The 24,049-nt window shown below is 68.8% G+C and carries 33 protein-coding genes; 12 read left to right on the top strand and 21 right to left on the bottom strand.

Going from position 1 to position 24,049, the window contains the following annotated elements; translation table 11 throughout:
* On the top strand, positions 1-927 hold a 927-nt coding region (locus tag ADK54_RS02880), incomplete at its 5' end, for an AfsR/SARP family transcriptional regulator (protein WP_199826847.1).
* Between the two features lie 30 nt (positions 928-957).
* On the opposite strand, the gene ADK54_RS02875 is transcribed toward ADK54_RS02880, so the two are convergent.
* Positions 958-1,410, bottom strand: a complete 453-nt coding sequence (locus ADK54_RS02875; RefSeq protein ID WP_234391899.1) for a hypothetical protein — start codon at positions 1,408-1,410, stop codon at positions 958-960.
* Between the two features lie 388 nt (positions 1,411-1,798).
* Here ADK54_RS02875 and ADK54_RS02870 point away from each other — a divergent pair, with 388 nt between their 5' ends.
* Together ADK54_RS02870 and ADK54_RS42835 are read left to right on the top strand one after the other, a co-directional pair.
* The gene (locus ADK54_RS02870) at positions 1,799-2,314 is read left to right on the top strand and encodes a GNAT family N-acetyltransferase (RefSeq protein WP_053723885.1); all 516 of its coding nucleotides are present in this window, start codon (positions 1,799-1,801) and stop codon (positions 2,312-2,314) included.
* A gap of 114 nt (positions 2,315-2,428) precedes the next feature.
* The gene (locus tag ADK54_RS42835) at positions 2,429-2,614 is read left to right on the top strand and encodes a hypothetical protein (protein WP_078966086.1); all 186 of its coding nucleotides are present in this window, start codon (positions 2,429-2,431) and stop codon (positions 2,612-2,614) included.
* Positions 2,615-2,807: 193 nt separating this feature from the next.
* On the opposite strand, the gene ADK54_RS46605 is transcribed toward ADK54_RS42835, so the two are convergent.
* From ADK54_RS46605 to ADK54_RS46600, 3 genes are all read right to left on the bottom strand, one after another.
* On the bottom strand, positions 2,808-3,182 hold the full coding sequence (locus ADK54_RS46605; RefSeq protein WP_234391898.1) for a hypothetical protein: 375 nt from the start codon (positions 3,180-3,182) through the stop codon (positions 2,808-2,810).
* 66 nt (positions 3,183-3,248) lie between these two features.
* Entirely contained in the window at positions 3,249-4,280 is a 1,032-nt protein-coding gene (locus ADK54_RS02855; protein ID WP_053723891.1) for a hypothetical protein, read from the bottom strand.
* A 124-nt stretch (positions 4,281-4,404) separates the two neighbouring features.
* A complete protein-coding gene (locus ADK54_RS46600) occupies positions 4,405-4,848 on the bottom strand; it encodes a hypothetical protein (protein WP_199826846.1) in 444 nt (147 codons plus the stop codon).
* A gap of 380 nt (positions 4,849-5,228) precedes the next feature.
* Between ADK54_RS46600 and ADK54_RS02845 the strand changes: the two genes are divergently transcribed.
* A complete protein-coding gene (locus ADK54_RS02845) occupies positions 5,229-5,756 on the top strand; it encodes a ferredoxin (protein WP_053723883.1) in 528 nt (175 codons plus the stop codon).
* A 14-nt stretch (positions 5,757-5,770) separates the two neighbouring features.
* On the opposite strand, the gene ADK54_RS42825 is transcribed toward ADK54_RS02845, so the two are convergent.
* Positions 5,771-6,654 (bottom strand): IS5 family transposase gene (locus tag ADK54_RS42825; protein ID WP_267886974.1). Its coding sequence is split into 2 segments (ribosomal slippage): positions 5,771-6,277 and positions 6,280-6,654, totalling 882 coding nucleotides; the frame shifts between segments, so codons are not numbered across the junction.
* A gap of 216 nt (positions 6,655-6,870) precedes the next feature.
* Here ADK54_RS42825 and ADK54_RS02830 point away from each other — a divergent pair.
* Positions 6,871-8,223: an endonuclease domain-containing protein gene (locus ADK54_RS02830; RefSeq protein ID WP_053723880.1), complete on the top strand. Its 1,353-nt coding sequence runs from the start codon at positions 6,871-6,873 to the stop codon at positions 8,221-8,223.
* A 533-nt stretch (positions 8,224-8,756) separates the two neighbouring features.
* Here the strand turns inward: ADK54_RS02830 and ADK54_RS02825 are convergent.
* The 12 genes from ADK54_RS02825 to ADK54_RS02775 form a co-directional block, all read right to left on the bottom strand.
* Positions 8,757-9,224: an NUDIX domain-containing protein gene (locus ADK54_RS02825; protein ID WP_053723879.1), complete on the bottom strand. Its 468-nt coding sequence runs from the start codon at positions 9,222-9,224 to the stop codon at positions 8,757-8,759.
* A 13-nt stretch (positions 9,225-9,237) separates the two neighbouring features.
* Entirely contained in the window at positions 9,238-9,873 is a 636-nt protein-coding gene (tmk, locus tag ADK54_RS02820) for a dTMP kinase (RefSeq protein WP_063801888.1), read from the bottom strand.
* Positions 9,870-11,384 carry a B12-binding domain-containing radical SAM protein gene (locus ADK54_RS02815; RefSeq protein WP_053723877.1) on the bottom strand — a complete coding sequence of 505 codons (1,515 nt, stop codon included), beginning with the start codon at positions 11,382-11,384 and terminating at the stop codon, positions 9,870-9,872. The genes tmk and ADK54_RS02815 overlap by 4 nt, the downstream gene beginning before the upstream one ends.
* Positions 11,338-12,174, bottom strand: a complete 837-nt coding sequence (locus ADK54_RS02810) for a hypothetical protein (RefSeq protein WP_053723889.1) — start codon at positions 12,172-12,174, stop codon at positions 11,338-11,340. The genes ADK54_RS02815 and ADK54_RS02810 overlap by 47 nt, the downstream gene beginning before the upstream one ends.
* Positions 12,175-12,401: 227 nt before the next feature.
* On the bottom strand, positions 12,402-13,118 hold the full coding sequence (locus ADK54_RS02805) for a Scr1 family TA system antitoxin-like transcriptional regulator (RefSeq protein WP_053723876.1): 717 nt from the start codon (positions 13,116-13,118) through the stop codon (positions 12,402-12,404).
* 121 nt (positions 13,119-13,239) lie between these two features.
* The gene (locus ADK54_RS02800) at positions 13,240-13,725 is read right to left on the bottom strand and encodes a hypothetical protein (protein WP_159047603.1); all 486 of its coding nucleotides are present in this window, start codon (positions 13,723-13,725) and stop codon (positions 13,240-13,242) included.
* A gap of 40 nt (positions 13,726-13,765) precedes the next feature.
* Positions 13,766-14,851 carry a methyltransferase domain-containing protein gene (locus tag ADK54_RS02795; protein ID WP_267886973.1) on the bottom strand — a complete coding sequence of 362 codons (1,086 nt, stop codon included), beginning with the start codon at positions 14,849-14,851 and terminating at the stop codon, positions 13,766-13,768.
* Positions 14,852-15,005: 154 nt separating this feature from the next.
* Positions 15,006-15,185 (bottom strand): hypothetical protein, encoded by a 180-nt coding sequence (locus ADK54_RS02790; RefSeq protein ID WP_053723873.1) that lies wholly within the window; start codon positions 15,183-15,185, stop codon positions 15,006-15,008.
* Between the two features lie 169 nt (positions 15,186-15,354).
* On the bottom strand, positions 15,355-15,942 hold the full coding sequence (locus ADK54_RS02785) for a class I SAM-dependent methyltransferase (RefSeq protein ID WP_053723872.1): 588 nt from the start codon (positions 15,940-15,942) through the stop codon (positions 15,355-15,357).
* Complete coding sequence (locus ADK54_RS02780; protein WP_053723871.1) at positions 15,939-16,121, bottom strand: hypothetical protein; 183 nt, start codon at positions 16,119-16,121, stop codon at positions 15,939-15,941. Before ADK54_RS02780 ends, ADK54_RS02785 begins: the two co-directional genes overlap by 4 nt.
* A gap of 13 nt (positions 16,122-16,134) precedes the next feature.
* A complete protein-coding gene (locus ADK54_RS48195) occupies positions 16,135-16,257 on the bottom strand; it encodes a hypothetical protein (RefSeq protein WP_267886972.1) in 123 nt (40 codons plus the stop codon).
* A complete protein-coding gene (locus ADK54_RS02775; protein WP_053723870.1) occupies positions 16,254-16,715 on the bottom strand; it encodes a hypothetical protein in 462 nt (153 codons plus the stop codon). Before ADK54_RS02775 ends, ADK54_RS48195 begins: the two co-directional genes overlap by 4 nt.
* 424 nt (positions 16,716-17,139) lie before the next feature.
* Between ADK54_RS02775 and ADK54_RS02770 the strand changes: the two genes are divergently transcribed.
* From ADK54_RS02770 to ADK54_RS47160, 4 genes are all read left to right on the top strand, one after another.
* Positions 17,140-18,033 carry a helix-turn-helix domain-containing protein gene (locus ADK54_RS02770; protein WP_063801887.1) on the top strand — a complete coding sequence of 298 codons (894 nt, stop codon included), beginning with the start codon at positions 17,140-17,142 and terminating at the stop codon, positions 18,031-18,033.
* Positions 18,026-18,232, top strand: a complete 207-nt coding sequence (locus tag ADK54_RS02765; protein ID WP_053723868.1) for a DUF397 domain-containing protein — start codon at positions 18,026-18,028, stop codon at positions 18,230-18,232. The genes ADK54_RS02770 and ADK54_RS02765 overlap by 8 nt, the downstream gene beginning before the upstream one ends.
* A gap of 231 nt (positions 18,233-18,463) precedes the next feature.
* Entirely contained in the window at positions 18,464-18,781 is a 318-nt protein-coding gene (locus ADK54_RS47165; protein WP_234391897.1) for a hypothetical protein, read from the top strand.
* Positions 18,782-18,807: 26 nt separating this feature from the next.
* Complete coding sequence (locus ADK54_RS47160; RefSeq protein WP_234391896.1) at positions 18,808-19,212, top strand: hypothetical protein; 405 nt, start codon at positions 18,808-18,810, stop codon at positions 19,210-19,212.
* Here ADK54_RS47160 and ADK54_RS47155 read toward each other — a convergent pair.
* Entirely contained in the window at positions 19,209-19,514 is a 306-nt protein-coding gene (locus ADK54_RS47155; RefSeq protein ID WP_234391895.1) for a hypothetical protein, read from the bottom strand. The genes ADK54_RS47160 and ADK54_RS47155 overlap by 4 nt on opposite strands.
* Before the next feature lie 77 nt (positions 19,515-19,591).
* Here ADK54_RS47155 and ADK54_RS48190 point away from each other — a divergent pair, with 77 nt between their 5' ends.
* Positions 19,592-19,720: a hypothetical protein gene (locus tag ADK54_RS48190; RefSeq protein ID WP_267886971.1), complete on the top strand. Its 129-nt coding sequence runs from the start codon at positions 19,592-19,594 to the stop codon at positions 19,718-19,720.
* A gap of 468 nt (positions 19,721-20,188) precedes the next feature.
* Here the strand turns inward: ADK54_RS48190 and ADK54_RS02755 are convergent, their stop codons facing one another.
* The 3 genes from ADK54_RS02755 to ADK54_RS02745 all read right to left on the bottom strand — a co-directional run bounded on the left by ADK54_RS02755 (position 20,189) and on the right by ADK54_RS02745 (position 21,809).
* Positions 20,189-20,494, bottom strand: coding sequence for a hypothetical protein (locus ADK54_RS02755; RefSeq protein ID WP_053723888.1), 306 nt, complete (start codon positions 20,492-20,494; stop codon positions 20,189-20,191).
* Between the two features lie 45 nt (positions 20,495-20,539).
* Positions 20,540-21,271 (bottom strand): HNH endonuclease family protein, encoded by a 732-nt coding sequence (locus ADK54_RS02750; protein ID WP_078966083.1) that lies wholly within the window; start codon positions 21,269-21,271, stop codon positions 20,540-20,542.
* Positions 21,272-21,401: 130 nt separating this feature from the next.
* Entirely contained in the window at positions 21,402-21,809 is a 408-nt protein-coding gene (locus tag ADK54_RS02745; RefSeq protein WP_159047602.1) for a hypothetical protein, read from the bottom strand.
* 112 nt (positions 21,810-21,921) lie between these two features.
* Here ADK54_RS02745 and ADK54_RS02740 point away from each other — a divergent pair, with 112 nt between their 5' ends.
* On the top strand, positions 21,922-22,467 hold the full coding sequence (locus ADK54_RS02740) for a hypothetical protein (RefSeq protein ID WP_234391893.1): 546 nt from the start codon (positions 21,922-21,924) through the stop codon (positions 22,465-22,467).
* 215 nt (positions 22,468-22,682) lie between these two features.
* Positions 22,683-23,954, top strand: a complete 1,272-nt coding sequence (locus ADK54_RS02735) for an IS110 family transposase (RefSeq protein WP_053723866.1) — start codon at positions 22,683-22,685, stop codon at positions 23,952-23,954.
* The last annotated feature ends 95 nt before the right edge of the window (positions 23,955-24,049 follow it).

Genomic DNA, 24,049 nt, shown 5'->3' with positions numbered 1-24,049 from the left:
GTCGCGTTCCCCGCGCTCACCGCCGCCGCCGGACAGACCTCACCCGCCGGCGTCCCCCTCCTGCACGCGGTATCCACCCCCGCAGAGCCGTCCGATACGCGACAGCCCGACGCCCCGAACAGCCCCAGCCCCAGCCCCAGCCCCGAGCAGGAACCTTCAGGCAACAGCGCAGAGGGCACGGTCGATCTGCACGCGCCCGAGATCCAGGTCCTCGGCAAGGTGGCCGTCACCGGGGTCCAGGCCTCCGGCCACGGCCACCGCCTGGCCCTGCTCGCCGCCCTCATCTACTTCCAGCCCGGCCGCAGCGCCGAAGACCTGTGCGAAGCCATGGACCCGAAGAAGCCGTGGAGCAAGGCCACCCTGCAGGCGCGGATCTCCGAACTCCGCAACCGGCTCGGCCAGGACCCCGACGGCAACCCGTACCTGCCGCGCGACCGCAGCGGCGGCTACCGCTTCTCCCCCAAGGTCCGCTGCGACTGGAACCGCTTCACCCAGCTCGCCGAACGCGGACTGGCCAAGGGCGCCCCCACCGGCCTCCCCGACCTCGAAGCCGCCCTCGCCCTGGTCCGCGGACGCCCCTTCGGCGGAACCGACCACATCTGGGCCACCGCCCGCATCCAGGAAATGACCACCAAGGTCACCGACGTCGCCCACACCGTGGCAACCTGGCAACGCACCGCGGCCCGCCCCGACCTGCCGGCCGCCCGCCGCGCCGTGATCGCCGCACTCGACGTCGACGACAGTGCAGAACTGATCTATCAGGACTGGATGCTGATTGACGATCAAGCAGGCAACCGGCCCGGCGTCCTGCAAGCCATCGAGACCCTGCAATCCGTCAACCGCCGCCTGAACGTCTCCATGGAACCCGGCACCGAGCGCACCATCGAAGCAATCATGAAGCGCGGTACGCAGGCCCAAGGCCTATGATCCCCCCCTGCGCACCGCCCCTGTGCGCAGTCAGCTCACGGCGGCGAGATCACGGCGGGTGTAGGCGAGGAGCTCGCTCAGCGCTGCCTCGTTCGAGGCCGGCCGCCGGGTCCGCCAGCCGATCACGGTTTCCCGGACCGTGGCGCACACGGTGCGCGCCTGCACAGTGAGCCGGTCGGACAACTCGCCCACCGCGGCGCCGTCCGCGTCGAAGGGGCCAGTGATGACAATCGGCCCGTACAGCAGGTAGGGCAGTTCGATCTTCCGCCAACCACAGGCCAAAGCCCATACAGCCAGGTTCGGGCTGAGCCCGTCCGTGCTGCCGGTCGCGGGAACGTGCAGCACCGTGCCGCGGTGGTAGTAGGCGGCCTCCGCGCTCCCGCCCACCGCGCTGCGGATCTGCGCATACTGCGCACCCGCATCATCAGCGGGAAGGTCCAGCGCCGTCAGCTGTGCACCCTCGTCGACAAGCCAGGCCCTCACCACGTCGTCTCTCCCCTGGTCCCCCGCTCCGGCAGGTGCTGCGCGCACCACGTCTGAGGGCCGGCCGGCGATGACGGGGGACACCACCGACCGGCTTGTCTTCACCCTAGGCTGCGCACCCGCCCCCCGGTGCGCAGTTCAGTACACCGATCACACAGTGCGCCGCAGTGCGCAGCCGCACCGTCGCGTGATGCGCACCAGTGGGCCTCCGCCAACTTGAAGTCGCAGGTCAAAGGGCTGGTGTGCCTCGTGCTCGGGGGACTCACGCAGCTCATGAGCGACTGTCTGCGCAGTAGATCGTTCGTCAGGAGTTGCTCTCGTTGGAGGAGACACCGACGGCGGGGTAAAGGAATTCGTCCTGAGGCACCTGTGCGAATACGGTGGCGCGATGGTGCACGTGCGGGAGATGGATGCGGCCGACGTCGAGGCCGTTTCGACGATCCGAGTCCGAGGATGGCAGGCGGCGTACGCCGGCATCGTTCCCCAGACGTATTTGGATGCGATGACGGTGGAAGGCGATGCCAGTCAACGGCGGCAGTCGGTTTCTCAACTCGGACGACAGTCACGAGATCTTGTGGCGCTCGGTGACCGTGGCCCGGTGGGGTGGATCTGCTTCGGGCCGTATCGAGGTGAAGTGCCTGGTCTGGAACCGGTCGGTGAGGTCTACGCCCTGTACATCTCGCCGGATCTGATCGGCCAAGGCATCGGCCGGAGGCTCCTGGAGGAGGCCCACGCGCAGATGAAGAGTCTGGGCTTCGAAGTGTCGGCCTTGTGGGTTCTCTCTGGCAACCAACGAGGTCGGCGTTTCTACGAGCGGTCTGGCTATCAAGCCGACGGTGCTACTCAGGACGACCCCTACGACGAGATCACGCTCACTGAGTATCGCTACCAGCGTGTGCTCTGAGTTCAGCGGCAACGGGTGATCCTGGTCAGCTCGAAGACCGCTGTCTCTCGTTCCAAATGGTCAGCTTGCTGATTCTCGCTCGCAGCAGTTCGGTAGCCTTCTACGATCCGGTGCATGCTGGATCCCGAGCTGCTGGAACGGATCACCGCGCGACGCGCGGAACTGGATGAACTCGAAGATCAGCTGGCCAAACAGCTGGCGGAAGTGCCGGCCGAGCGGGACGAACTCGCCGTCGCTGTCAGCCCGGTACGCCGGGAATTGGTCCTGCTGCCAGGCCTCCTCGTACGCCGGGGTGCCTAGGAGGGCGGGGATGGACCATCCCGCGCAGATGAGAGCCGACGTAGCCGCCTGCTCGCACAGTACGAGCCGGAACATCCAGCCCGACAGGCGGTCTGCCACGCTGCCCCTCTCCTGGGCCATGGTCAGCAGATGCGCCGGGCCGGCAAGGGGGCGCACGTCCAGGGCACGGTGGTCGCCGGAATTCACGACGCGGTCATGTCGTGCTGGAGCTGCCGGTACACGGGCTCTCCCGAGGCAGACCCTGCCTGACGACCTGTTTCAGGGCGCCGTCCAGGCGCGGCGCCTGGACGGCGAGGAGTCCGATCAGCTCGTCCCGCCAGCGGCGGACGGTCGACTCGGACACGTCGTTGCCGCCGGCCATGTCGGCCAGGCGCTGGTCATGGCGCAGTACGGCCAGGACGATCACCGCGATCTTCCCCGGCAGCAGGATCCGCCACCTGGACCGAATCGCCTTCAGATGGCGCCTGAGCAGATCGGCGAGGTGGTTGACGGTGCGCGTGGACAGCGGCAGACGGCACTGGTAGACAAGCGGGCAGGTGTCCTCGGTGCGCTCTTTCGTATTCGCCACACAAATCCAACGGCCGCCGGGGGCACGGCGGTTACGCTCGCCGCGCTTCCTCAGAGGCACGACAAGCTACTGGATGCTCCAGCGGTGCGGATGCTCGGGCTGGTTAGGACAGGCGAATACGTTGAGCTCACCCCAGCGGCCCACGGTGACCTCCGTGGGAGTGGCACAACGGTGAGTGGGCTGGTCCTGGTCCTCCAGCGGTTTCCAGCTGCCGCTGCCGCCGTCCCATTCCGAGCTGTCGATGGTCAGCAGCAGGTGCATCGGTGTCGTGCAGGTCAGACAATCCATGGGATACGGGTCGGTCGCGTGCCAGGAGGCGAAGCCGCCCACGCGCCAGCCTGGCGGGATGGACAAGTCGTACTGGTAGCCGAGCGGCTCTGTCGTGCTTTCGTCCGCCGACCGCTCAGCTTCCTCTTCAAGGGCTTCCTCCCAAGCGTCGATCCGGGCGCACAGGTTCTCCGGCAGAAGGCCGGCAAACGGGAAGGTGACCACCTGCTCCGGGTGCAGCACACAGGGCTCGGGCACGAAGCCGTCGGCCCCGACGACCAGCGGCTGCGGCGGCGCGGTCAGCACCTCGCCGACCTCCCACGACCGCCGCCAGCGCAGGTGCAGCTCCAGGTCATACCGGCCCGGACCGTGCGCGTTGAAGGGACACCAGAACACTTGAAGTAGATCGCAGTCGGCCGGCCCCGCCGGCAGGTCTGGCACATCCCGCCGGTACAGCTGCGCGAGGCCGATCATCGGCAACGGGTCGGTCTCGGATGCCCCGGGGATCCGGTGCTCCCGGTGCAGTTCGTCCAGGAACTTCCGTTCCTCATCCGTCGGGCCGGGAGCCTGCTCGCGGGCCCATGCGGAAGCCAGAACCTGCCGATAGCGACGGATGTCAGCCGGGCGTCGACCACGCCCACGGCCGTGTGCCTCACCACACACCGGCCAAGGCTCGTCCGCCGGCCACAGCAGCGGACCGCCCACGGAACTGGCCGAAAGGTCTGGCCTGCCCGGCCGCGGATGGAGCCGAGTTGTCGTCCCCCGAAAGGCGGCCAGTTCCGGGAAGAGCGCCTCGACATCAAGAGGGCGCGCGGGCGTGGTCCTCGTCATGGACGCGACCTTAGACGCCTGAAAGCTCCGGTCACCGAGCACCCCCGGCAGCTTTCACCCCAGCACCGGCGCTGTAAGACCCCGTTCTCGCGAAACAGAGCCAATCAGGCGGCTGCGTCACCGCTCATAGGCGGGTGGTGAACTGGCCGTCGGGCATTTTCCGCAGCCAGCCGCGGTCAGTCAGTCTGACCAGCTTCCCCCGCAGCGGTTCCAGCTTGGACCGCACGCTGACGTCCACTCCCAGCATCTCGCCGACCTGCCGAGTCATAACCGGTCCGCCGGCCTGTCGCACGGCGGCGAGGATGCGCTGGTAGTCCGGCGGGAGCATGGTCTCCTCCACGCCCGGCTCGCGGTGCGGGATCAGCATCACCGCTCGGCCGCCCACCTGCCCGGGAGCCGGCACAGTCGAGGCGCGTTCGTCGACGAGCTGCTCGCTCACCCGCTCAAAGACACGTTCGGCGACTACGAGTTCGTCCCGCTCGGCCCGCACCTTGACCAGCTGCTCTTCGAGTTCGTCCAGTTCCACACGTCGTGCGGTGATCCGTTCCAGCAGCTCGGGATCCAGCATCCACAGGATCGTAGAAGGCCGTCCGGCCGCAGCGGGCAAGAACTGGCGAACCATCCGCCCGCCCCGCCAGACGATCTTCTCCGCAGACTGACGCCCACGACCAGCATGAGCACCCCGACAGACCGACACCCCAGCCCTTTGGCCAGCGACTTCAAGTTGGCGGAGGCTCAGTGCTGTGCCATCAGCAGGTTGAACGTGGTCATGGGACCATCCCCGCGTGCGCGGGGATGATCCGTCGTCGCCGTGCGCCGCCGAGTGCCGGGCCGTCTGGTCAATTCGTCTGCGCGCGGCGACCGCTGATGTGCGAGGGTGACTTGCCCGGTTCTTGACGTTCTAGGCCGTGTCCGGTGAATCGTTCAGGACATGGCTAACCTTCTTCCGTGGACCCCTACTTCGATCCGGTGCCTCTGCTCGACGATGCGCGCGGAGCATTCCTGGGGCAGTGGTCGGAGCGGAAGTGGCTCAACGTGCCCGGACCGTTCTACGGGGCCGACACCGACAACTGCGGCACGGGCCGTATCCACGCCCCTGGGCTCGTGCTCTACGAGGCCGATTACTTCACCGAGTACGTGTACCGGCAGCCCCGGACGCCGGAGGAGCTTCAGCGGCTGGTCGACGCAGCGGAGGCTGAGGCATTTTCTGGCTACGGCTGCGATGGTGACACCCACTGGACGCCGGCAGCGGTCCGGGAATGGTGGCACGACCGAGGGCGGATCAGGGAGTACCTGGCGAACCGGCGAGCTGACTGGGAGGCCGACGACGCGAAAGCAGGGCAAGGGGTGGCCGCCGCTGCCCTGAAGTACGCCGCATATGTCGACGGCGAGCTGGCATCGCACCTCCGCGTCTATCTCTTCTGGCTTGAGGAGCGGCGCTCTCCCACCGTTGCGGACCGACTGCCGCAGCTCTGAGCTGCGGTGACGCATCAGTCGCGGAGCCAGAGACGGATCGCGGCGACGGTCACGGTGCCGCGGAAGACGTAGGCGCGCTTGTCGTAGCGCGTCGCCACGGCGCGGAAGCCCTTCATCCTGTTGATCAGGCGCTCGACCTCGTTGCGGCGCTTGTACACGGCCCGATCGAAGGCGGGTGGACGGCCGCCTGCTGAGCCGCGGGCCAGCCGGTGGCCCGCCTGATCCTTCTTCTCCGGGATGCTGTGCGGGATTTGGCGTCTGCGCAGGTAGATCCGTATGCGACGGCAGCTGTAGGCCTTATCCGCGCTCAGTGCCTCCGGGCGCGTGCGGGGGTGGCCGCCACCCCGGCGGGGAACTCGGACCTCGGCCATGACCTGCTCGAACATGCTCCCGTCGTGGGCTTGGCCGGGAGTGATGAGCAGGCCAAGTGGGCGGCGACGGCCTTCGCCGGCCAGGTGAATCTTGCTCGTCAGGCCACCGCGGGATCGTCCGAGTCCCTCATCGGCGCGGTGGCGGGCCGGGACTGCCCCTTTTTTGAGCCGTTGGTCGGGGCGGCCTTCCTTGCTCCTGCGGCGTGCTGATGGGCCCGGCAGGTGGTTGAGTCGACGCTGACCTGGCTCCAGTCCAGATGGCCCTCCGCGTCGGTATGGGCCTGGACGGCCTTCAGGATCCTGTCCCAGGTCCCGTCCGCCGACCAGCGACGATGGCGTTCATAGACGGTCTTCCACTTCCCGTAGCGCACGGGCAGATCCCGCCAGGGGACGCCCGCGCGCTCGCGGAAGTAGATGCCGTTCAGCACACGACGGTGGTCACTCCACTGCCGGCCCCGGCCACCGTTGGCGGGCAGGTGCGGCAAGAGCCTCGCCCGCTCCTCGTTCGTCAGATCGCCACGTCCCACGCCACCCAAACGATCAAGGAAGGCGGTCCAGTTCCAAGATCGAATGACGATTCACCGGACACGGCCTAGTGGTGGGGCTGAGGGCACGGGCGGCGCTGACGGACCAGATGCTCAGGAATTGGGAGTTGCGGGGTAGCGGATGCGGCGTGGGCGTCAGCCTGGCTGACCGAGGCGCTTGGGACCCGTTGGCGTGTTGTGGGCCGTTAGCCTGTCGGTATGTCAGAGCATGTCATGCCCGGTCGTACGGACGGCCTGATCGCCCTGGGTTTCGCGGACGTTCTGTGGGGCGATCTGACGGCCGGCAGTGCGGTGCCGACGGCTTCTGGGGCATTCACCCGCTCTCCTGCCCATGCTGGGGCGGGGTACGTCCTGCTCGGCAGTCATGTGGTCGCGACGGTGAGGGCGAACGGCGGTCAGTGGTGTGTTGCGGAGGCCCGGGTGCGCCAGGCGGCCGCGGACCTGAACGCGGTGGGGATGGACCGGCAGGACCTGGTCCGCATCGGCCCCTTCCGCGGGACACCGCGACAGGAGTGCCACGGGGAATCACCGCTGCGCTGGCGCCAGCGCATCACGCGAGAACTCCAGATGCCGGGTGGCCCCGAGCCGGCAGCACGACGTGACGAGGTCCGACTGCACCATCTCGCGGGGATCGACTGGCGACAGATACTCGCGGAGCGCACCCCCGACGGGGCGCAGCGGACGTGGTGGCTGCCGCGTGCTGTGGTCAGGCTGCTGGATGCGGCCGAGCACGCCGAAACGCAGTGGGCCAAAGCCGCGCGGACCCGCCAGACGAGCGCAGCCGTCACCGAGCCACGCTTATACCCCCGGCAAGCCCGAAACGCCGGTGGTCGGCAGGCGGCGAGCCCCGCCGGCCCCACCGGCGCACTGCGCCCGTATAGCAAGGAGCTGGAAGGGCAGCTGTACTCGGTGCTGAGCAGGAAGCCCGGTATCTCCCGCAGGGTGGCCGGGTGGGCGTGCGCTGTCTGCCGCACTGCGCCCGCCACGGTCCTTGACCACTGCCACGAACACGGATACGTCCGGGCCCCCGTCTGCCAGTCCTGCAACACACAAGAACGTCCCGACCACCTGTACAGCAATGACATCCGCGTGGCCGGCCGCTACACCCGTCTCTTCCACACCGGCGGTGTCGACTGGCTCCGTCACTGGCACCGCTGTCCCGGCTGCCGCGCCCGCACCACGCTGCCCCTGCCACACCTCGCCGCATGGACCGCCCACACAGCCTGCCGTTCGCTGCGCCCTACCCACCGTGACCCCCGCGGCTCCCGTGGGCGCAAGCCCTGCGGTGTGCTGCGGGTGTCCTGGACGGGCAGCCAGCAGGCGCCCCGGTCCTGCCTGTTCACGGTCGCCGTCGACTTCTGCCCCTCCGGCGAGCACCGCGTCCTGGCACAAGTCCCCTACCGCGAAGCCGCCGAGCGGTTTCGCACCTGGCTGGCCGAGACGGCCCCTGCCGTGGCCGCCGCGGCCGGTCCCGACCGCCTGGACGGCCTCCCCGAACGGCCCCGGCCCGTCATCGCGGACACCAACGGCGAAGGCCAGGCACTGTTCTGAGCCAGCACAGGCGCTCGCCCGGCAGCCCTGGAAGACTCGCTGGGGACTGCCGGGCAGAATCAGCGCGGCGCGACCGAGTCAGCCAGATCTGGCCCCAGCGCCTGGAGCGCGCGGACTACGCCACCGACCGGGCCCGGCGCCCGTACCAGCTGGCCGAGCCGGAAAAACCGGCTGGTGGTACGGGAGTTGGAGACAGGGCGGGAGAACACGCTGGCCGAGCGTCAGCAGCCGCAGGACGGCCGTGGATGCCTTCGACCTTCCGGTGATCGAAGAGCTGAGGATGGCAGACCGGCCGGTCCAGCTGGACTGCATCGCGGCCGATGCCGCCGTACGCCTTTGCTGCGTGCGATCGACCGTGGCGCCTGCGATATCAGGTCCGTGCTCGTCAGCGGCGGGGCGGACCTGCGGCTCACACCCGCTGACTTACCCATAGGGTCGGGTACGTCCTGGTGGTTGAGGTACAGCCGAAAGTCCCCGTGATTCGGCTGGTACGGCTCCATGCCGGTCTGACGGCACGGAGCCGTCCTACGCCCTTAGCTCTCGGGCCAGTTGTGGTAGGTGAGGCCTCCGGGCTGCGTGAGGCTGCCGGCCAGGCCGATGGCAGGGTAGGGAATCAGCTCGGCGGGCAGGTCGTGCTCGGCGAACCATTCCAGGGCCAGGCACTTGTCGGTTTCCCGGTTGACCACGTCGCCGGCGTACTTCGTCGTCTCGAAGAAGAAGCCGAGGCGGTCGGGTGTGCCGTCGCCCTGGTGGTGGATGACGGTGTGCCGGAGCGTCATGGTCTCCGGGTCGGCTTCGAGGCCGGTCTCCTCGCACAGTTCGCGGGCGGCCGCCTGGGCCGGGGTCTCGTTCTGCCCACGCTCGAGCTTGCCCGAGGGCAGGTGCCACTGGCCGTATCCGTAGGGGCCGCCGCGCTGTGAGAGGAGGATTTCCTGTCCGTTGCGGACGATGACGTGGACGTCCGTGATCGGGGCGGTGATGGTGGAAGTGCTGTCGCTCATGGTCTCGGATTCTCTAACTCGGCTGGGGAGCGGTCGGGTTGACGGTATCGCCCGGGGCGGGTGTGGCGCGGGCGATTGCCTGGGCGACGCCTTCAGGGGTGAGGTGCGTGGTGTCGATCGTCACGGTGGGGTAGCCGAGGTGGGTGAGGAGGGGGATGGCTTCCTGGTAGAGCTCCAGCTCGCGCAGAGTGCTCTTGGGGTCGGCCTCGAAGCGGTGCTTGGTTCCGCGCTTCTCCAGGCGGGCCAGGACTGTGTTGGGGTCGGCGAGGAGGATGACCGCAAGGTCGGGGACGGCCAGGTGCTGGTTGATGGTGAGCAGGTAGTCGATGCTCAGCCCGTCGAGGCGCTGCAGGACCAGGGTGGAGGGCAGGTAACGGTCCAGCAGGACGGTGTGGCCGACGTCGAGGTGTGGCTGTATTTCGGTGTCAAGCTGGTGGAAGCGGTCGGCTGCGACGGCCAGGGCGAGGGAGCAGCCCCGCATCTCGTTGGCCATGTGGCGCACGGTGGTTCCGAACCGGTTGGGTGAGGGCTGGGTGGTGGTGTGCACGGTGTGGCCGGCGGCGGTGAGCAGGGGTGTTGTGTGCTGGATGGTGGTGGATTTGCCGGTGCCGCCGGGGCCGTCCACGGTGATGAACAGGGCCCTATTCATGTGGCGGCCTGCGGGGTGTGGGTGCGCTGGTACTGCTCGCGCATCAGGTCGACCAGGTGCTGGTCGAGTTCGGGCAGCGGAACGTCGCCGAACTGGAGGCCGGTGGTGAACTGGTACTCGTCGCGGCCGCGCATCGCTTCGTCGGCGCCCTGGCAGGTGAGGTCGAGGTCGCTGTAGGACTGCATCTGCTGGGGGTTGTAGCCCTGGTTGACGAGGTCGTCCCAGATGGGTGAGCCGGGGTAGGGGCGGAAGGTGAAGACGCTGGCGCGGAAGGTCCCCGGCATCTGGTCGGAGAGGTTCCACAGGTCGCGGATGTGCTGGATCGTCGCGGCGATGTCGCTGCGGCTCTCGCCGGGGTAGCCCAGGATGAAGTAGCCCTTGACGCTGATCCCGTGGGCCAGCAGGCGGCGGGTGACCGTGAGGGTCATGTCGGCGGTGATCCGTTTGTCCATCGCCTTCAGGATCCGGTCCGAGCCGGATTCGATGCCGAGGGCGACCTCGCGCAGCCCGTTGCGGGCGAGGGTGTCGAGCATGGCGTCGTCCTCGCGGGCCAGGACGTTGATGCGGCCGGTGGCGTCCCACACGTATCGTTCGCCGACCCGGGCCTGGGTGAAGACGTCCATGGCCGGGTGGATGACGCGGCGCAGGCCGAGGAACAGGTCGTCGACGGCGCGGAACGCGGTGACGCCGTACGCGTCGTGGAGGGCGTCCATCTCGGCCAGGATGTTGAGCGGGTTGCGGGTGCGGATGGTGACTTCGGGGTTCATGCTCGCTGCGGCTCCGCAGAACCCGCACTCGTACGGGCAGCCGCGCGAGCAGACCAGGTTGGCTTCCAGGCGGCCGTCGTCGGCCCGGTAGGGGTCCTGGGGCAGGAAGGACCGGTCGACGAAGGGGAGGTCGTTGATGTCGGGAGCCAGCCAGCGGGCGGACGTTTTCGGGTCGGGGATGCCGCAGGCCGTGGTGTTGAGCAGCCGGTCGCGCCACATGACCTTGGGCAACTCGGCGCGGCGGCCGACGTCCTGAAGGAGGGTGGCGACCCGGGTCTCGCCCTCGCCGAGGATCAGCGCGGCCAGGCTGCGGAACCGGTCGTCACGCAGCACCATCTCCGGGGCCGCCTTGGCGTGGTGGCCGCCCGCCATGACCAGGACGGCGGGGTCCAGGAGTGAGGCGATGCGCGCCGATATGGCGTAGGTGGGGGCCAGCAGGTTGAAGCCAGCCCACCGCGGCCGTGCCGCGTTGATGAGGGCCGCGGTCTGTTCGATCCCCAGCCCGTGGGCTTCGGCGTCGAGGACCCCGGTGTTGAAGCCCTGCGTCTTGGCGTAGGTGGCGATGTAGCCCAGGCCCAGGACCGGCAGCGTGTAGTCATTGACCCGCGGCCGCAGGCTGTAGTCGCGCAGGGGCGCATTCACGAATACGGCGTCCAGCGGCCGGGCCGGGTTGGCGCCGGCGATGAGGTCGAGCGGGTCAGTTCGCGGTAACTCCGTGCTCTGTGTGCTCTGTGGCGCGGGCATGAGCCCCCCAGGTGAGTGTGGTCAGGGTGAGGGTGTGCAGGTGGTGCGCCGTGGGTCCGGCAAGTTCCAGCCAGTGCCGGCCGAACTGCTTGTCGCCATCGGGCCAGGGGTGGTCGGGGGCGATGCGGGCCGCCCAGGTGCGCACGGCGAGGTCGTTGTGCGGGTAGACGCTGAAGTCGCCGGTGAAGTCGGCGGCGGCGGCCGCGGCCGTCCACGGGCCGATCCCCGGGACAGCGGTCAGCGCCGCTACGAGATCGGCGGGCGACATGGATGCCCAGGACTGGCCGTGCTCCAGGTAGGCGGTGGCGGCCGCGCGGAGCTTGGGGCGGTGGAATTTCGCGCCGACCGACTCGAACGCTGTGTCGGTCAGGTGCAGGACCTGGTCGGGGGTGGGGGCAACCGACAGGGATCCGTGCGGTGCGGCGACGGGGGTTCCGTGGGTGCTGCACCAGCGGCGGTAGACCTTGCGGGCCTGGTCGGCGCGGACGACCTGGCGCAGGATCGCGGTGGTCACCGCGTCCCACAGACACGGGTTGGCCAGCCGGTGCGTCTGCCCGAGCCGGCGCAACGCAGCAGCGAGGGCGTCCGGCACCCGGTCAGGCAGGTCGCGCGCATCGGTCACGAGGACGCGGGGCTTGGCGTCCTCGCCGCCTTCGACACAGCGCGCCTCCAGCCCGACGGCAGTCCACGCAAGGGCCCACAGGCCGCTGCCACTGCGCACGGCGCGGACCGGGACGTCGGTGTCGGAATAATGCCAGGCCGGGTGATCGAGCGTCAGAATGGTGCTCACGGTGTGCTCCTCGCCGGTGATGCGGATGGTGCGCCCATGGTGTCGCGTGAGCGGGCGGGCGGTGACCGCCTCTTCCATACCGGCCGGCGGCGCATCACCCGATCACTCCTGGGACCCTGAGCTCGCGGCGCATGGCGCGGTACTCGTCCAGACGAGCCGGCCGGGACTGCTGCGGCGCCTCCCCTGATCCAGGAGTGCCACGGCGACCGGGGGAAGCAGCAAGCCGTTCAAAGCGAATCGTCTCCGTCCGGATGTGGGGTGATCGTGCCGATAACAGGGCTTGCGGAACGTGCGTGCGCCAACCGGAAGGCCTTCCGGGCCTGCCGCAGCAGGTCGATGCTCTGGCCTTGCGGCAAGGCCGCATCGAGCACCTTCTTGAGGAGGTGCTGCTGCCTGGCGCCCTTGTCCAGCCCCGCGCAATAGACCGTGTGATCGCTCTCCACCATGTAGAGGTGGAGGACTCCCGGCAGGAGCAGGGCGCTGACCCTCCAGTACGGCACGAGCGCCGAGCGGTCCAGCGGTACGACCCGGACGCAGACGGCTCCCGCCTCGGACAGGTCGGCCAGGTGGCCGAGTTGCTCGGCCATGACCTGCCACCCTCCGACGGGACGCATCAGGATCGCCTCGTCGAGCAGGACCCTGACGCGCCGGTCATGGCGCACCGGGAGCGACCGGTCCAGGCAGCACGCCCGGAACTCAGCCCGGTGCGCCGGGAATTGGTCCTGCTGCCAGGCCTCCTCGTACGCCAGGGTGCGTAGGAGGGCGGGCATGGACCATCCCGAGCAGATGAGAGCCGACGTAGCCGCCTGCTCGCACAGTGCGAGCCGGAACATCCAGCCCGGCAGGCGGTCTGCCACGCTGCCGCTCTCCTGGGCCATGGTCAGCAGATGCGCCAGGCCGGCAAGAGGGCGCACGTCCAGGGCACGGTGTTCGCCGGAATTCACGACGCGGTCTTGTCGTGCTGGAGCTGCCGGCACACGGGCTCTCCCGAGGCAGAGGAGTTTTTGACGGAACATCAGGGGCGGGGGCGCGGCGGCGGTGGGCTGGCTGGTCTCGCCCTGGGGGTCATGACTGCTGCCGCCGGCGCGGGTGTTGGCGGCAGCGGACGATGAATCCGCGCGGTTCTGCCTGTGGGGTGACCAGGCCGCCCGCGGCCAGCTCGATCAGGGCGTCACCGATGTCGAGCCGGTTGTATCGGACTGCGAGGCACGCGGCGACGTCGCTGGGGGTGAGCAGTTCCCCGGGCCGCAGGATGTCGTTGTAGATCATGACGCGGAGGGTCCGCGCGGCGGCCTGGGCCGATGCGGTCGGCACGGGCGGGGAGAAACCCCACTGACGGACCGGGGCGACAACACGGCCCGCCACGCCGTCGGCGACGACTCCGGCCGCGTGCAGCTCACGCAGCGCCTGGTCCACAGCGATCTCCGGTACCCCGAGGTCGCGAGCAAGGACGGCTCCATCAGGTACCGGACGCCCGATGGGCAGGTCGCAGCGGCGGATCTGGCGCAGCAGGACGCGGCTGACGACACTGAATGCCAAAGTGGTGCTCACGCTGCACCACCGGGCGTTGCGGGGCGTATGTGGCGGACGGTCACCGCTCGGCCTTCCCGGTCACGACCCACGTGCGGAAGAAATCGGCGCTGTAAGTGGGGGTGAGCAGGCCCTCGCGGGACAGCTCTGCAAATGCGTTGGTGACATCGGCCGTGGACACGCCTAAGGTGCGCGCGATCCGCGACGCGAACAGGCGTTGGCCTCGGTGGAGCGCGCCGTGCTGGATGCGGTCACGGATGCGCTTGGTGACTGGCGTCGCCTGCCGTCCGTGAAGCTGATGCTGCTCGTCGAGCATGCCCGTGTCCTTCCGGTCATCGAACCCGCCCCAGGCCGGGGCGGGGAGGTTGTGTGCTGACCGGCCCGCCGCCACCTCGGGAGATAGAGAGCGAGGCGGCGAACCGGGCAGCTGCCGCGCCGGTGTCCGGATGAGACACCCGCGCGGCGGGCACGGAGCAGGTAAGGGGGCCAGAGCTGAGCCGTAGCTCTGGTTGTCCTGCTCCATGCCGGTCCGGGGCCCTGTCAGCTCCCAGACCGTCCTTGGGGCTCTCAGGCGGCGAAGCCGCCGAGAGGGGTGGGCCGGCGAGCCGCGCAGGATGACGGTCTCCACGTGGCCCTCCTTGCCAGCCGGTGGGCCGATCTGCCGGCCGCTGGCATCGTCGAAGCCGGCGTCGCGGAGCAGATCTATCCACTCGCCGATCTCGTACGCCCAGTGGTGCACGGGCTCGCGGTTCGGGTGCGGTACGGGGCCGTGCTCGCCGTCTACAGGCGGCCGGTGCGAAAACACGAGGACACCGCCGGGCCGCAACCTCCGGTGGATCTTCGGCAGCAGCACCATGGGCGCGGTGAACCAGACGGCACCGAACCCGCTGTATATGACGTCGAACTCCTTGGTGTGGGCGTCGAGGAACGAGGCGGCGTCGTCGTGGACGAGCTTGAACAGATTGCCGTGCTGCCTCCGGGCCGCCAGGATCCGGGCTCCGGAGATGTCGACGCCGACGCAACGGCCGCCGCACGCGGCCACGACCCCAGATTCGCGCCGGATCCCACACCCAGTTCCAGGACGCGGGTCCCCCGGCCGTGCGGGATCAGCTCCAGACCCGGCCCGTGCTCGGGATGCCGGGTCCACTGAGTCCAGTGGAACCTCCCCTCGTCCCGGGCCCACAGCAGATGCCTGCCATCCACGGCGTAGGCGTCCCAGGACGCCTCCTCACTGGCGTAACCGTCGTAGCACGCCGGGCCTTGGCCCTCGGGCTCTGTCGCGCTCACCGGGCCCATTCCCTTCAGAGAGTGGACTGGAACGACGACGTCGTCGGCGCGTTGCCCGCCGTATCGGTGACGCGGCCGACGACGGCCGGTACGTCGCCGTCGTGCTGCCTGTGGGCGCGCTCGGCAAGCGGCACCCGCTGACCGGCCGGGACGTTCGGGGTCGTGCGGGCGGCGGCAGAGACCAGACGGGGCATGACATTCCGATCATTAGAGGCGGTGGGCCCGGACCAGCGCGGTCGCGCGCAGGGGAGGCCGCTCAGGCTCGGCCCAACGGACGCGCTGCTCCGGGGGTTTGTGGCCGCCTGCCGGCCGGGCCTCCGTCACGGGCATCGGGCCCTGGCAACCGGCCGGCAGGCAGAAGTCCTATACGCGGTGCTGGAGCAGTACCGCTCTGATCGACCCGTCCGACACGACGTTGTACGTGAAGACGTGCTGCCAGCCCGAGCCGAGGAGCTTGATGTCCTGCTCGTTGAGTCCGCGGTGCGGCTCGGTCGCGGCGAGCTTCTCGTGGACCGGCGTCACGATGTGCACGACGCCGTCCTTCGTGAGCCAGCGCGCCACGTCGGTCAGGAACCGGGCCCGGTCAAAGAACGCGATCGACAGGCGGCACGTCACGATGTCGAACGAGCGGGGCGCGAGGTTCGCGGGGACGGCGTCCGAGTTCGCGTCCCACACGCTGTAGCGCGGATTGTCTTTTCCCTCGGACTCCGTGCGGGCCTTGGCGATGGCGACCTCCGAGAAGTCGAAGCCAATGACGTCCATGCCCATCCCGGCGAGTGTCCGCGTCCACGGCCCGGTGCCACAGCCGATGTCGGCAACCCGCACACCGGGCTTGGTCCTTACGTGGGTCTGGAACAGGTAGACCTCCAGGTCCGACACGGGCCGGAACTGCTGGCCGTGCTGGTACGCCGTGTCCCAGTGCGCGGGTGACCGTTGCACGCTGATGTTCATGCCGCTCCGTCCATGGGTCCGCTGGCGATGAACCGGGCGAGCCGGTCGGGGTTGAATCGGCGCTGCATGTCCTCACCGGACGGGCCCCCGAACAGGTTCACGGGACCGGGCTCGGCGGGGTCGGGCACGAGCTCGGCGAGCTCCTTGCCCGGCTCGCGGCGCGGGAGCGCACTCGGCATCAACGGACTCTCCTCATCGGGCGGACAGGATCAGCGGGGTCATTCCGGCCCCGACAGCGACGACGATCAGGATCTGGGCCAACCATTGCCGCCAGCCCCAGCGGCGTTTGTCCAGGTAGCGGACCAGGGACCTCATGCGGCGGCCGACTCGGGATGGACGAGCGCGGTGAAGCACTGCCGCTCGTGCACGAACCGCAGCTCGACCTCGTACTCCGGGTCATTGCGGCTGATGTGGCTGCGGTCGAGCACGAGCACGCCGTCGGCGAAGCCCTCGTGGAGGAGTTTGCGGGCCTTCAGCCACTGCTCGCACGCCTGCGGCGCCTGAGGGCCGCACGCGTCGACCAGTTCGTGCCACTTCCGTACCTCCCAGCCCCTGCGTGCGGCCTCGACGCGCAGCAGCGCCTGCATGGGCTTCGGGTCGACGTCGGGCAGGGTCCGCACGTAGGTGACGACTCTCCGCGGGCGCACCGACGAGCGGAAGGTGAGAGCGGGTTCGTTGAGCGCGTTCCGCAGCCGTTTCAGGAACAGCCCGGGGTCAACCGGGACGCGCGGAGCCCGCGCTGAGCGCCAGTGCCTGTCGTTGTCCTTGTCCATCCACGAGGTGTCTCGTAACGCTGCGGGTCGTGCCGGGATCGGTGACATGGGGGTGTCTCCGTAGAAGAGCGGCAGGGAAGGTTCCGGTGAGTGCCCCGGGCCTCATGATCCGAGTTGGATGGTCGGCCTTCGCGGGGGCATGGGCCACCAACCGAGCAACAGCTCCCTCCCGGGAGCCGTCCCGCTTGCGATGCCCGAGGCGCTCACCAACTACGTTGGCGCCAGAGGAACTTCACCCGCAAGCGAATCTCCACCAGATCCCTCTTGAATATTTATTGGCATATGCCATTAGCTGTAGCTCGACTGTCAGTCGGCCAACTCGCCGTGCCAGACTGAGGACTTGGGGAACGGCATGGGAAGCTCTCACCTTTATCCGGGAGACTCTCGTTCCCAGACGGGAAGCTCTCGACAGGAAGGTGCAAACGTGGCAAAGCCAGTAGGCGTGACGGCCCGCAAGGTCGAACTCGGCCTGCGCCTGCGGCAGCTCCGAACAGATTCCGGCTACACCATCGCGGAAGCTGTCGAGGAGCTAGGACTGCGTCACCTGAGCGAAGGCATGCTGCAGCGGGTCGAGAAGGGCCGCGCCGTACTGCGCTACATCGGGGACCTGAAGAACCTTGCTGAGCTCTACGGGGTGGACGACGTCGAGGTGCTCGACGGCCTCATAGAACTGCACAAGGGAGCAGCGAGTCAGGACTGGCTCACGCAGTATCGCGGCAGTCTCAAGCCGGAGATGCAGGCGTACGCAGGCATCGAAGTTGAGGCCGTCACTCTGCGCCTGTACCACCCCACGCTGGTACCTGGGATTCTTCAGACCGAGGACTACGCCAAAGCCCTGTTCGAAGAAGTCCGGTCGATCGAAGGCTGGACGTCAGCGTCCATCGGAGCGCACGTCGAGGTGAGGAAGCGCCGAAAGGCGGAGTCCATCTTGCGACCCGATGACCCTGTCCGAGCCTGGGTGATCGTTCGGGAATCCGCGCTGCAGAGACCAGTTGGTGACGTACAGCTGATGCACGAGCAGTACGCCGAGATCACAGCACTGGCGGAGCGAGAGAACGTGCGGATTCAGGTGCTGCCCACGGCGGCCTGGACACTTCAGTTCGCCTACAACTTCACCATCCTTGACCTGGGCAAGACGTTGCCCGCCACCGTTCAGGTCGACAGCGCATGGGGTGCCATCTCCATGTCCGATAAACCGTCCGAGGTCACCAGGTTCGGAGAGATTTTCCAGTCCATGGCGGCCTCGGCGCACCCGCCGGAGAAGACTCCGGCGATCATGCAACGACTAGCCCGAGAGATTGAGCAGCGAAATGACTGAAGCCACGTTCACCGCGTACGACCTGGCCCCAGAAGACGTCTGGGTCAAGTCGTCCTACAGCGACCCGGGACAGAACTGCGTCGAGATTGCTGACCTGGCCTCCAGCGTCGCCGTCCGTGACTCTAAGGTGCCGGCCGGTCCGGCGTTCAGGATCGGCGCGGCCGCGTTTGCTGCATTCGTGCAGTACGCCAAGGCCTGATCCACTGTTAGTTGAGTGTGGCCCGGTTCCCCCACGGCGCATGCGGGGGATCCGGGCCACACTCGTACATCCGTACCCGAAGGTCCAAGCAGCCTACCGGCGCTACACCGGGCAGGTCAGTTCTTCGGATACAGCAACACCCGGAGTGCTACTGGCAGTTGTCTACTGCCTTTGGGGGAGGAGTGGCCGAAGGCATCTCGTGATGTTGGCTTGGCTCCTACAGTCACGCGAGTGAGTTATGTGAGCCTGATGCGGCAGCGCCCGGTTCTGGTGTTGTGGCTCGCCGAGACGCTGTCCGTGCTCGGCGACAGGATCTTCACCCTCGCGCTGGCATGGACAGCGTGGCAGAGATCGGGTGCGGTCGCGCTGGGCCTGGTCGTGGTGGTCGAGTCGGTGCCGCACCTGCTGATCGGCGCCTTCGGCCGGAAGCTGGTCGCCCGGTTCGCGTCGTTTAGCGCCCTGGCTGGGGTGGAGGCGGCGCAGATCCTCGTGGTGGGCGCGATGCCGTGGCTGTGGCCCTCCCTGGGTCTTGCCGTGTCCTGCTGGTGATCGTGCTGGCGGGGACCTGCGACGCGGTGACCGGGCCGAGTCTGTCGGCGCTGGTGCCGGGCATGGTGGACGCCGGCCGGGTGCGGCAGGTGACCGGGTTGATGGACGTCACGGGCCGGCTCACGTGGTTTGTGGGGCCGGGCTCGTCGGCGGTGCTGCTGGCGTTCATGCCCGCGGAGAAGCTGTTCCTGGTGGACGCCAGCACGTTCATGGTGTCCGCCGGAGCGTTCGCCTGGCTCGGCCGCACCGTGACGGCGGGGCTCGCACCCGCAGCAACGAGCCCGAGCGACCACGCGGAGCTGGCGTCTGAGCAGGCGGTGCCCCGGGCGCTGACCGTACTGCGGGGGCATCCGCGGATCGGATGGACGCTCGCGTTGAGTGGCGTCGGGGAGTTCTGCTCCACGGTGCTCACCATCGGCATCCCGATCTAGCTGCCCAGCCAACTGCACGCCGGGGCCGGGGCGTACGCGGTGGTGCTGTCCGCGATGGGGATCGGCGCCGTCGCCGGCAACCTGCTGACCGGCAACCTGGCCCTGCCGGGCGGTTTCCCGGGCGGGTACTGCCTGGTGTGGACGGTGCGCGGTCTGCTGCTCGCCGCGTTCGCCGTCAGCACCAGCTTCCCCCAGGTGCTGCTGCTGACGGCGACGGCCAGCGCGCTGGTGCCGCTGACCTCGATCACGCTGAATGCGGAGATCGGCAGCATGCCGGGACCTGAGCGGCTGCACCTGTTCACCGCGGACTCCATCAAGATCCACGTGGCGAGCATGTCCAGCATGCTGGTGCTGCCCGCGCTGCTGGAACGCGCCGCGTGTGGCCTTCGCGGCGGGCTACGCGCTCACCATGGCGGCCGGGCTGGTCGCCTGGGCCGCATCCCGGGGCCTGTCCCGGCCGGTGGCAGTCGAGCAGACGGACGGCGGGATCGAGCTCAGCAGGACGTGACCTCAGGTGCGGTGGGCCCGGATGACCAGGGTGCGGTGCGGGGGGGGGGCTGCCCTCGGGGCCCTGCACGAGCAGCACCGCGGTGCCGGTGAAGCCGTGCCCGTCGAGCAGGCACTGCCAGGTGCCGGCTTCGGTCGCGGAACAGGTACGCGGCGACCTGGTAGGCCACCTCCAGCACCTTCGCCGGGTTGGCGGTGACCTTGCCGTGGGCCTGGACGAACTCCAGGGCCCGCTGCGAAACCGATCCCGGCGACCACCACCCCGATCAGAATGCGGTGCGTGCGTGTCAGCTGAGTCGCCGCCACCCGCGCCCCCTCCCCTAGCCTTGTCGCCCTGCTTGCCCCGGAGCCGGAGCAACGAAGATCCGTCCACCCTGCCACGGCAGGCGCAAGTCTTCAGGCCGTTGAGGCAGGGCTCTGTGCCGCGAAGCCAAAGGAGGCCTGGTCCCCGCTTCCGGCCGCGGCCCGCCTACGTCGTCGGCGCTTCGGCGGCGCCGCCTGCGCGGATCGCCTCCAGGGTCCGGGCGTGCAGCGCCTCAAGGCCGTCCGGCGGAAGCGCCCGGGGGCTGCCGGTCAGGGTGTACCAGTCCTCCGCCTCCGTGTACTGAATGGCGAAGCGGGCCAAGTCGTCGTCGCCCAGGCTCGTGGTGAGGGTGAGGTCGCCGGTGATCACGCCGACCTCGTCCGTCATCGCCCCGCCGGGGCCTGCGATGACCCGGCCCGTGAACGACCGCGCCGCCCCGCCCGCGGCCGCGTGCTCCTGGTTTCCGTTCATGCTGTCCATCCTGCACCGCCCTCCACCCCGACGCGCACCAGGCGTTCAGGCGGCACACATGTTGAGCATCTCGGTCAGCTTGGCCTTCTCCGCCTGGGTTACGGTCAGCTTGTACGTGGCTTTCACCGCGGTCCACGACTCGGCGTACGCACACCAGTAGTCCTTCGCGGGCGGCGCCCACTGGTCCGGACTCTGATCACCCTTGGCCCGGTTGCTGGTCGCGGAGACAGCGACGAGCTGCGGGTGGGTGAGGTCGTTCGCGAACGCCTTGCGCTGCTCGGGCATCCATGAATTCGCGCCCGAGCGCCAGGCGTTGGCCAGCGGAACCGTGTGGTCGATATCCATCTTCGACGCGCTGTCCACGGTGAGGTGGTCGTAGCGGGAGACCCACTTCCCCGACACCGGCTTGCACTCGGCGTCCTTCTTCACACCGGTGCCGTCCCGGTCCAGTACGGTCTCGCGGGTGTCGCACTTGGCACCCTGCCCGATCCAGTGCTGGAACTTGTCGCGGCTGTACCCCGCCATCGAGCCCGCCGGAACCACCTTCAGCCCGGCCAGTTCCGTGCGCGCCATCGACACGGTGGGCAGGCCGGGCAACGCCTTCACACCCCCCGGTCCGCCACCCGCACCCGTCGCGCCACCGGAGACGGAGACCGACGGCGAGGCCTTCCCATCACCGGAAGACTTCTTGCCGTCCCCGCTGGAACAGCCGACCGCACCCAGCGCGATCACCACGGCCAAACCCGCTGCGGCCCACGTCTGCTGACGGCTCACCATCCACCCCACCCCTTGTAGGTACATACCGCCCGTACCCTACCCAGCCGCCTTCCGGCCGTACGCACGACCCACCCCCGCACTCCCCGGCGCACACCACCGGCCAAGCCGGAGCCGGACCACGCGGGCGGGGTCAGTGTCGCGCCCGGCGGTAGTGCCGGGCCGGGGCGTGGAAGGCCTGCCTCGGTTCCCAGCGCCAGGCGGAGGCCAAGTCGTCGGGCCCGTCCTTGATCGTCTTGACGATGCTGCAGCCCGCCATGTCGAGGTCCAGACGCGGCTCGGGCCGATGCGGGGCGTCGGGTGTGACGAACTCGAACGCCACCGCCGCGTACAGCCCCAGGGACTCGAAGACATCGAGCAGGTCGGCGACATGGGCGGATCGCGTCCGTTCGCTGCGGACCAGGTTGCCCTTGCTCTCGTTCGGCTGTTTCGTGCAGTCGACGACCTCCCAGCCCATGCCCCCTGCCTTCGGCGCTCCCACATAGGCACAGGTGCCGAACTCGGTAATCGCGACCGGCTTGCCCCATCGCTGACACCACATCAACTCCCTTGGGTGTGGATCCTTTCGAGGGACAGCTGAGCTGGGAAGATGCTGATTGACGCGTGGGCGGTGCTGTCGTGCTTCTACCGTGGCGAGGTGGAGGTGGGGTGCCATGGTGTCTTTGCCGGAGGAGCTTGAGGCGCGGGAGGCTGCGGCTCGGCGGCGTGTCGAGGAACTCCAGGCCGAGGCCGCGGAGTTGGCCCTCAGGATGGAGAAGGCTCGGGAGGACCTGTCACGGCTGGAGATCACGCGGGAGACCGTCACGAAGGTGCTGGCTGAGTTGTCGGCCGCGGATATGGACGTCGAGTTGGACGTGTCGGCGGAGCCTGAGCGGGAGTCGGAGCCGCACGGGGCGGCGGTGATGATGGTCCCGCCTTGGCGGGAGGGTCTGGTGACAACGGTGCTGCCGGATGTGTACCGGGACATCATGGAGGTCATCGCCGACGCACCGGGCCCGCTGCAGGCCAAGCAGATTGTGCCGCGGATCGGGCTGCCGGCGACGACAGATCGAGGGCACGAGGGTGAAGCTCAAGCGTCTGGTGGAGCGGGGGTGGCTGGACGAGGACGTGCCGGGACGGTTCGGCCTGGCACGTCGCGGTCCGGGCATCGACCGGCCCAACTCCCGGTGACCAAGGGGCTCTTCTCCGTAGCCCTTTGAATCCCTGCGGCGACGCCCCTTCCGGACGGAAAATGGGGTGGGGCCGCTGCCCGGTGACGTCGTATCGAATGTGATCTTCGAAGTCGTTCCGTAGCCGGACGCGGGAGCCAGCCGACGGGCGCTTCAGTGTTGCTTCGAGCACGAGGATCAGATTTCTTCATCAGCCCCATGGCTCCCCGGGCAGCGGTCCGCTTCCCGCGAGGAGGGGATGCACGGTGCTGGCAGAGGTCCAGGATTATGAGGAGATCATCGAACGGGTAGCGGCGCTGGACATCGGGAAGGCCGAGCTGGTGTGCTGCGCCCGGGTGCCCGGGGAAGGCAGCTCCGGGCGGCGGCTGCAGGAGGTGCGGGCCTTCCCGACGATGACCCGGTCGCTGCTCGAGATGGCCGATCACCTGCGCTGTCTTGGGGTGACCCGGGTGGTGATGGAGTCGACTTCGGACTACTGGAAGCCGGCGTTCTATGTGCTGGAGGCCGCCGGGTTCGACACCTGGCTGGTGAACGCGAAGGACGTCAAGCACCTGCCGGGCCGGCCCAAGACCGACCGGCTGGACGCAGTCTGGCTCTGCAAGGTCGCCGAACGCCAGATGCTGCGGCCCAGCTTCGTCCCGCCCGCCAAGTTCCGCCAGCTGCGGGACCTGACGCGTTACCGGGTGGACCTGGTGACGGCCCGCACGGCGGAGAAGAGCCGGGTGGAGAAGCTGCTCGAGGACGCCCGCATCAAGCTGAGCGTGGTGGCCACCGACATCTTCGGCATCTCAGGGCGGCAGATGATGGCGGCGCTGGTCGCCGGGGAGCGTGACCCGCGTGTCCTGGCGTCGATGGCACGGGGACGGCTGCGGGTGAAGGCCGCCACGCTGCAGGAGGCGTTCACGGGGTTCTTCACCGACCACCACGCGTTTCTGCTGCGGCGAATGCTGGCCCGGGTGGACATGATCGACGTCGATATCCAGGCGCTGGATGCCGAGATCGAGAAGCAGATCACGTCCTTTGCCTCGGCAGTGGAACGGCTCGACGAGATCCCCGGGGTGAACCCGGTCGCCGCCCGCGTGATCCTGTCTGAGGTCGGTGTCGACATGAGCCGGTTCCCGACCAGCGGGCACCTGGTGTCCTGGGCCCGGTTCGCCCCGGGAGTGAAGGAATCCGCGGGCAAGAAGAAGGGCAAGTCCACCACCGGACGCGGCAATCCGTACCTGGCCCGGGTCCTGGGCAACGCCGCCGTCGCGGCAGGCAAGACCGACACCTTCCTCGGCGAACGCTACCGGCGCATAGCCCGACGCCGGGGACGGAAGAAAGCTGTCGTCGCGGTCGGCCGGTCCCTGCTGGTCGTCATCTGGCACCTGCTCGCCGATCCCGAGGCCCGGTTCCACGACCTGGGCACTGACTACTACGACCGCCACCGACACCAGCCCGACCGCGTGAAACGCACCGCCATCCGCCAACTCGAAGCCCTCGGCTACCGCGTCGTCATCGAACCCGCCGCCTGAGTCCGCGACCAGACGCCGCCGCCGACCCGCCGGCCGTACTCACCGACTTGCGGGGCGACGGTGCACGCCCTGCGGAGCTTTCATTTTCGGATCAG

The sequence above is a fragment of the Streptomyces sp. WM6378 genome (assembly GCF_001279695.1).
Classification (GTDB): Bacteria; Actinomycetota; Actinomycetes; order Streptomycetales; family Streptomycetaceae; genus Streptomyces.
Note: the sequence above shows the minus strand (reverse complement) of the source record. Positions and strands in the feature narration are given on the sequence as shown.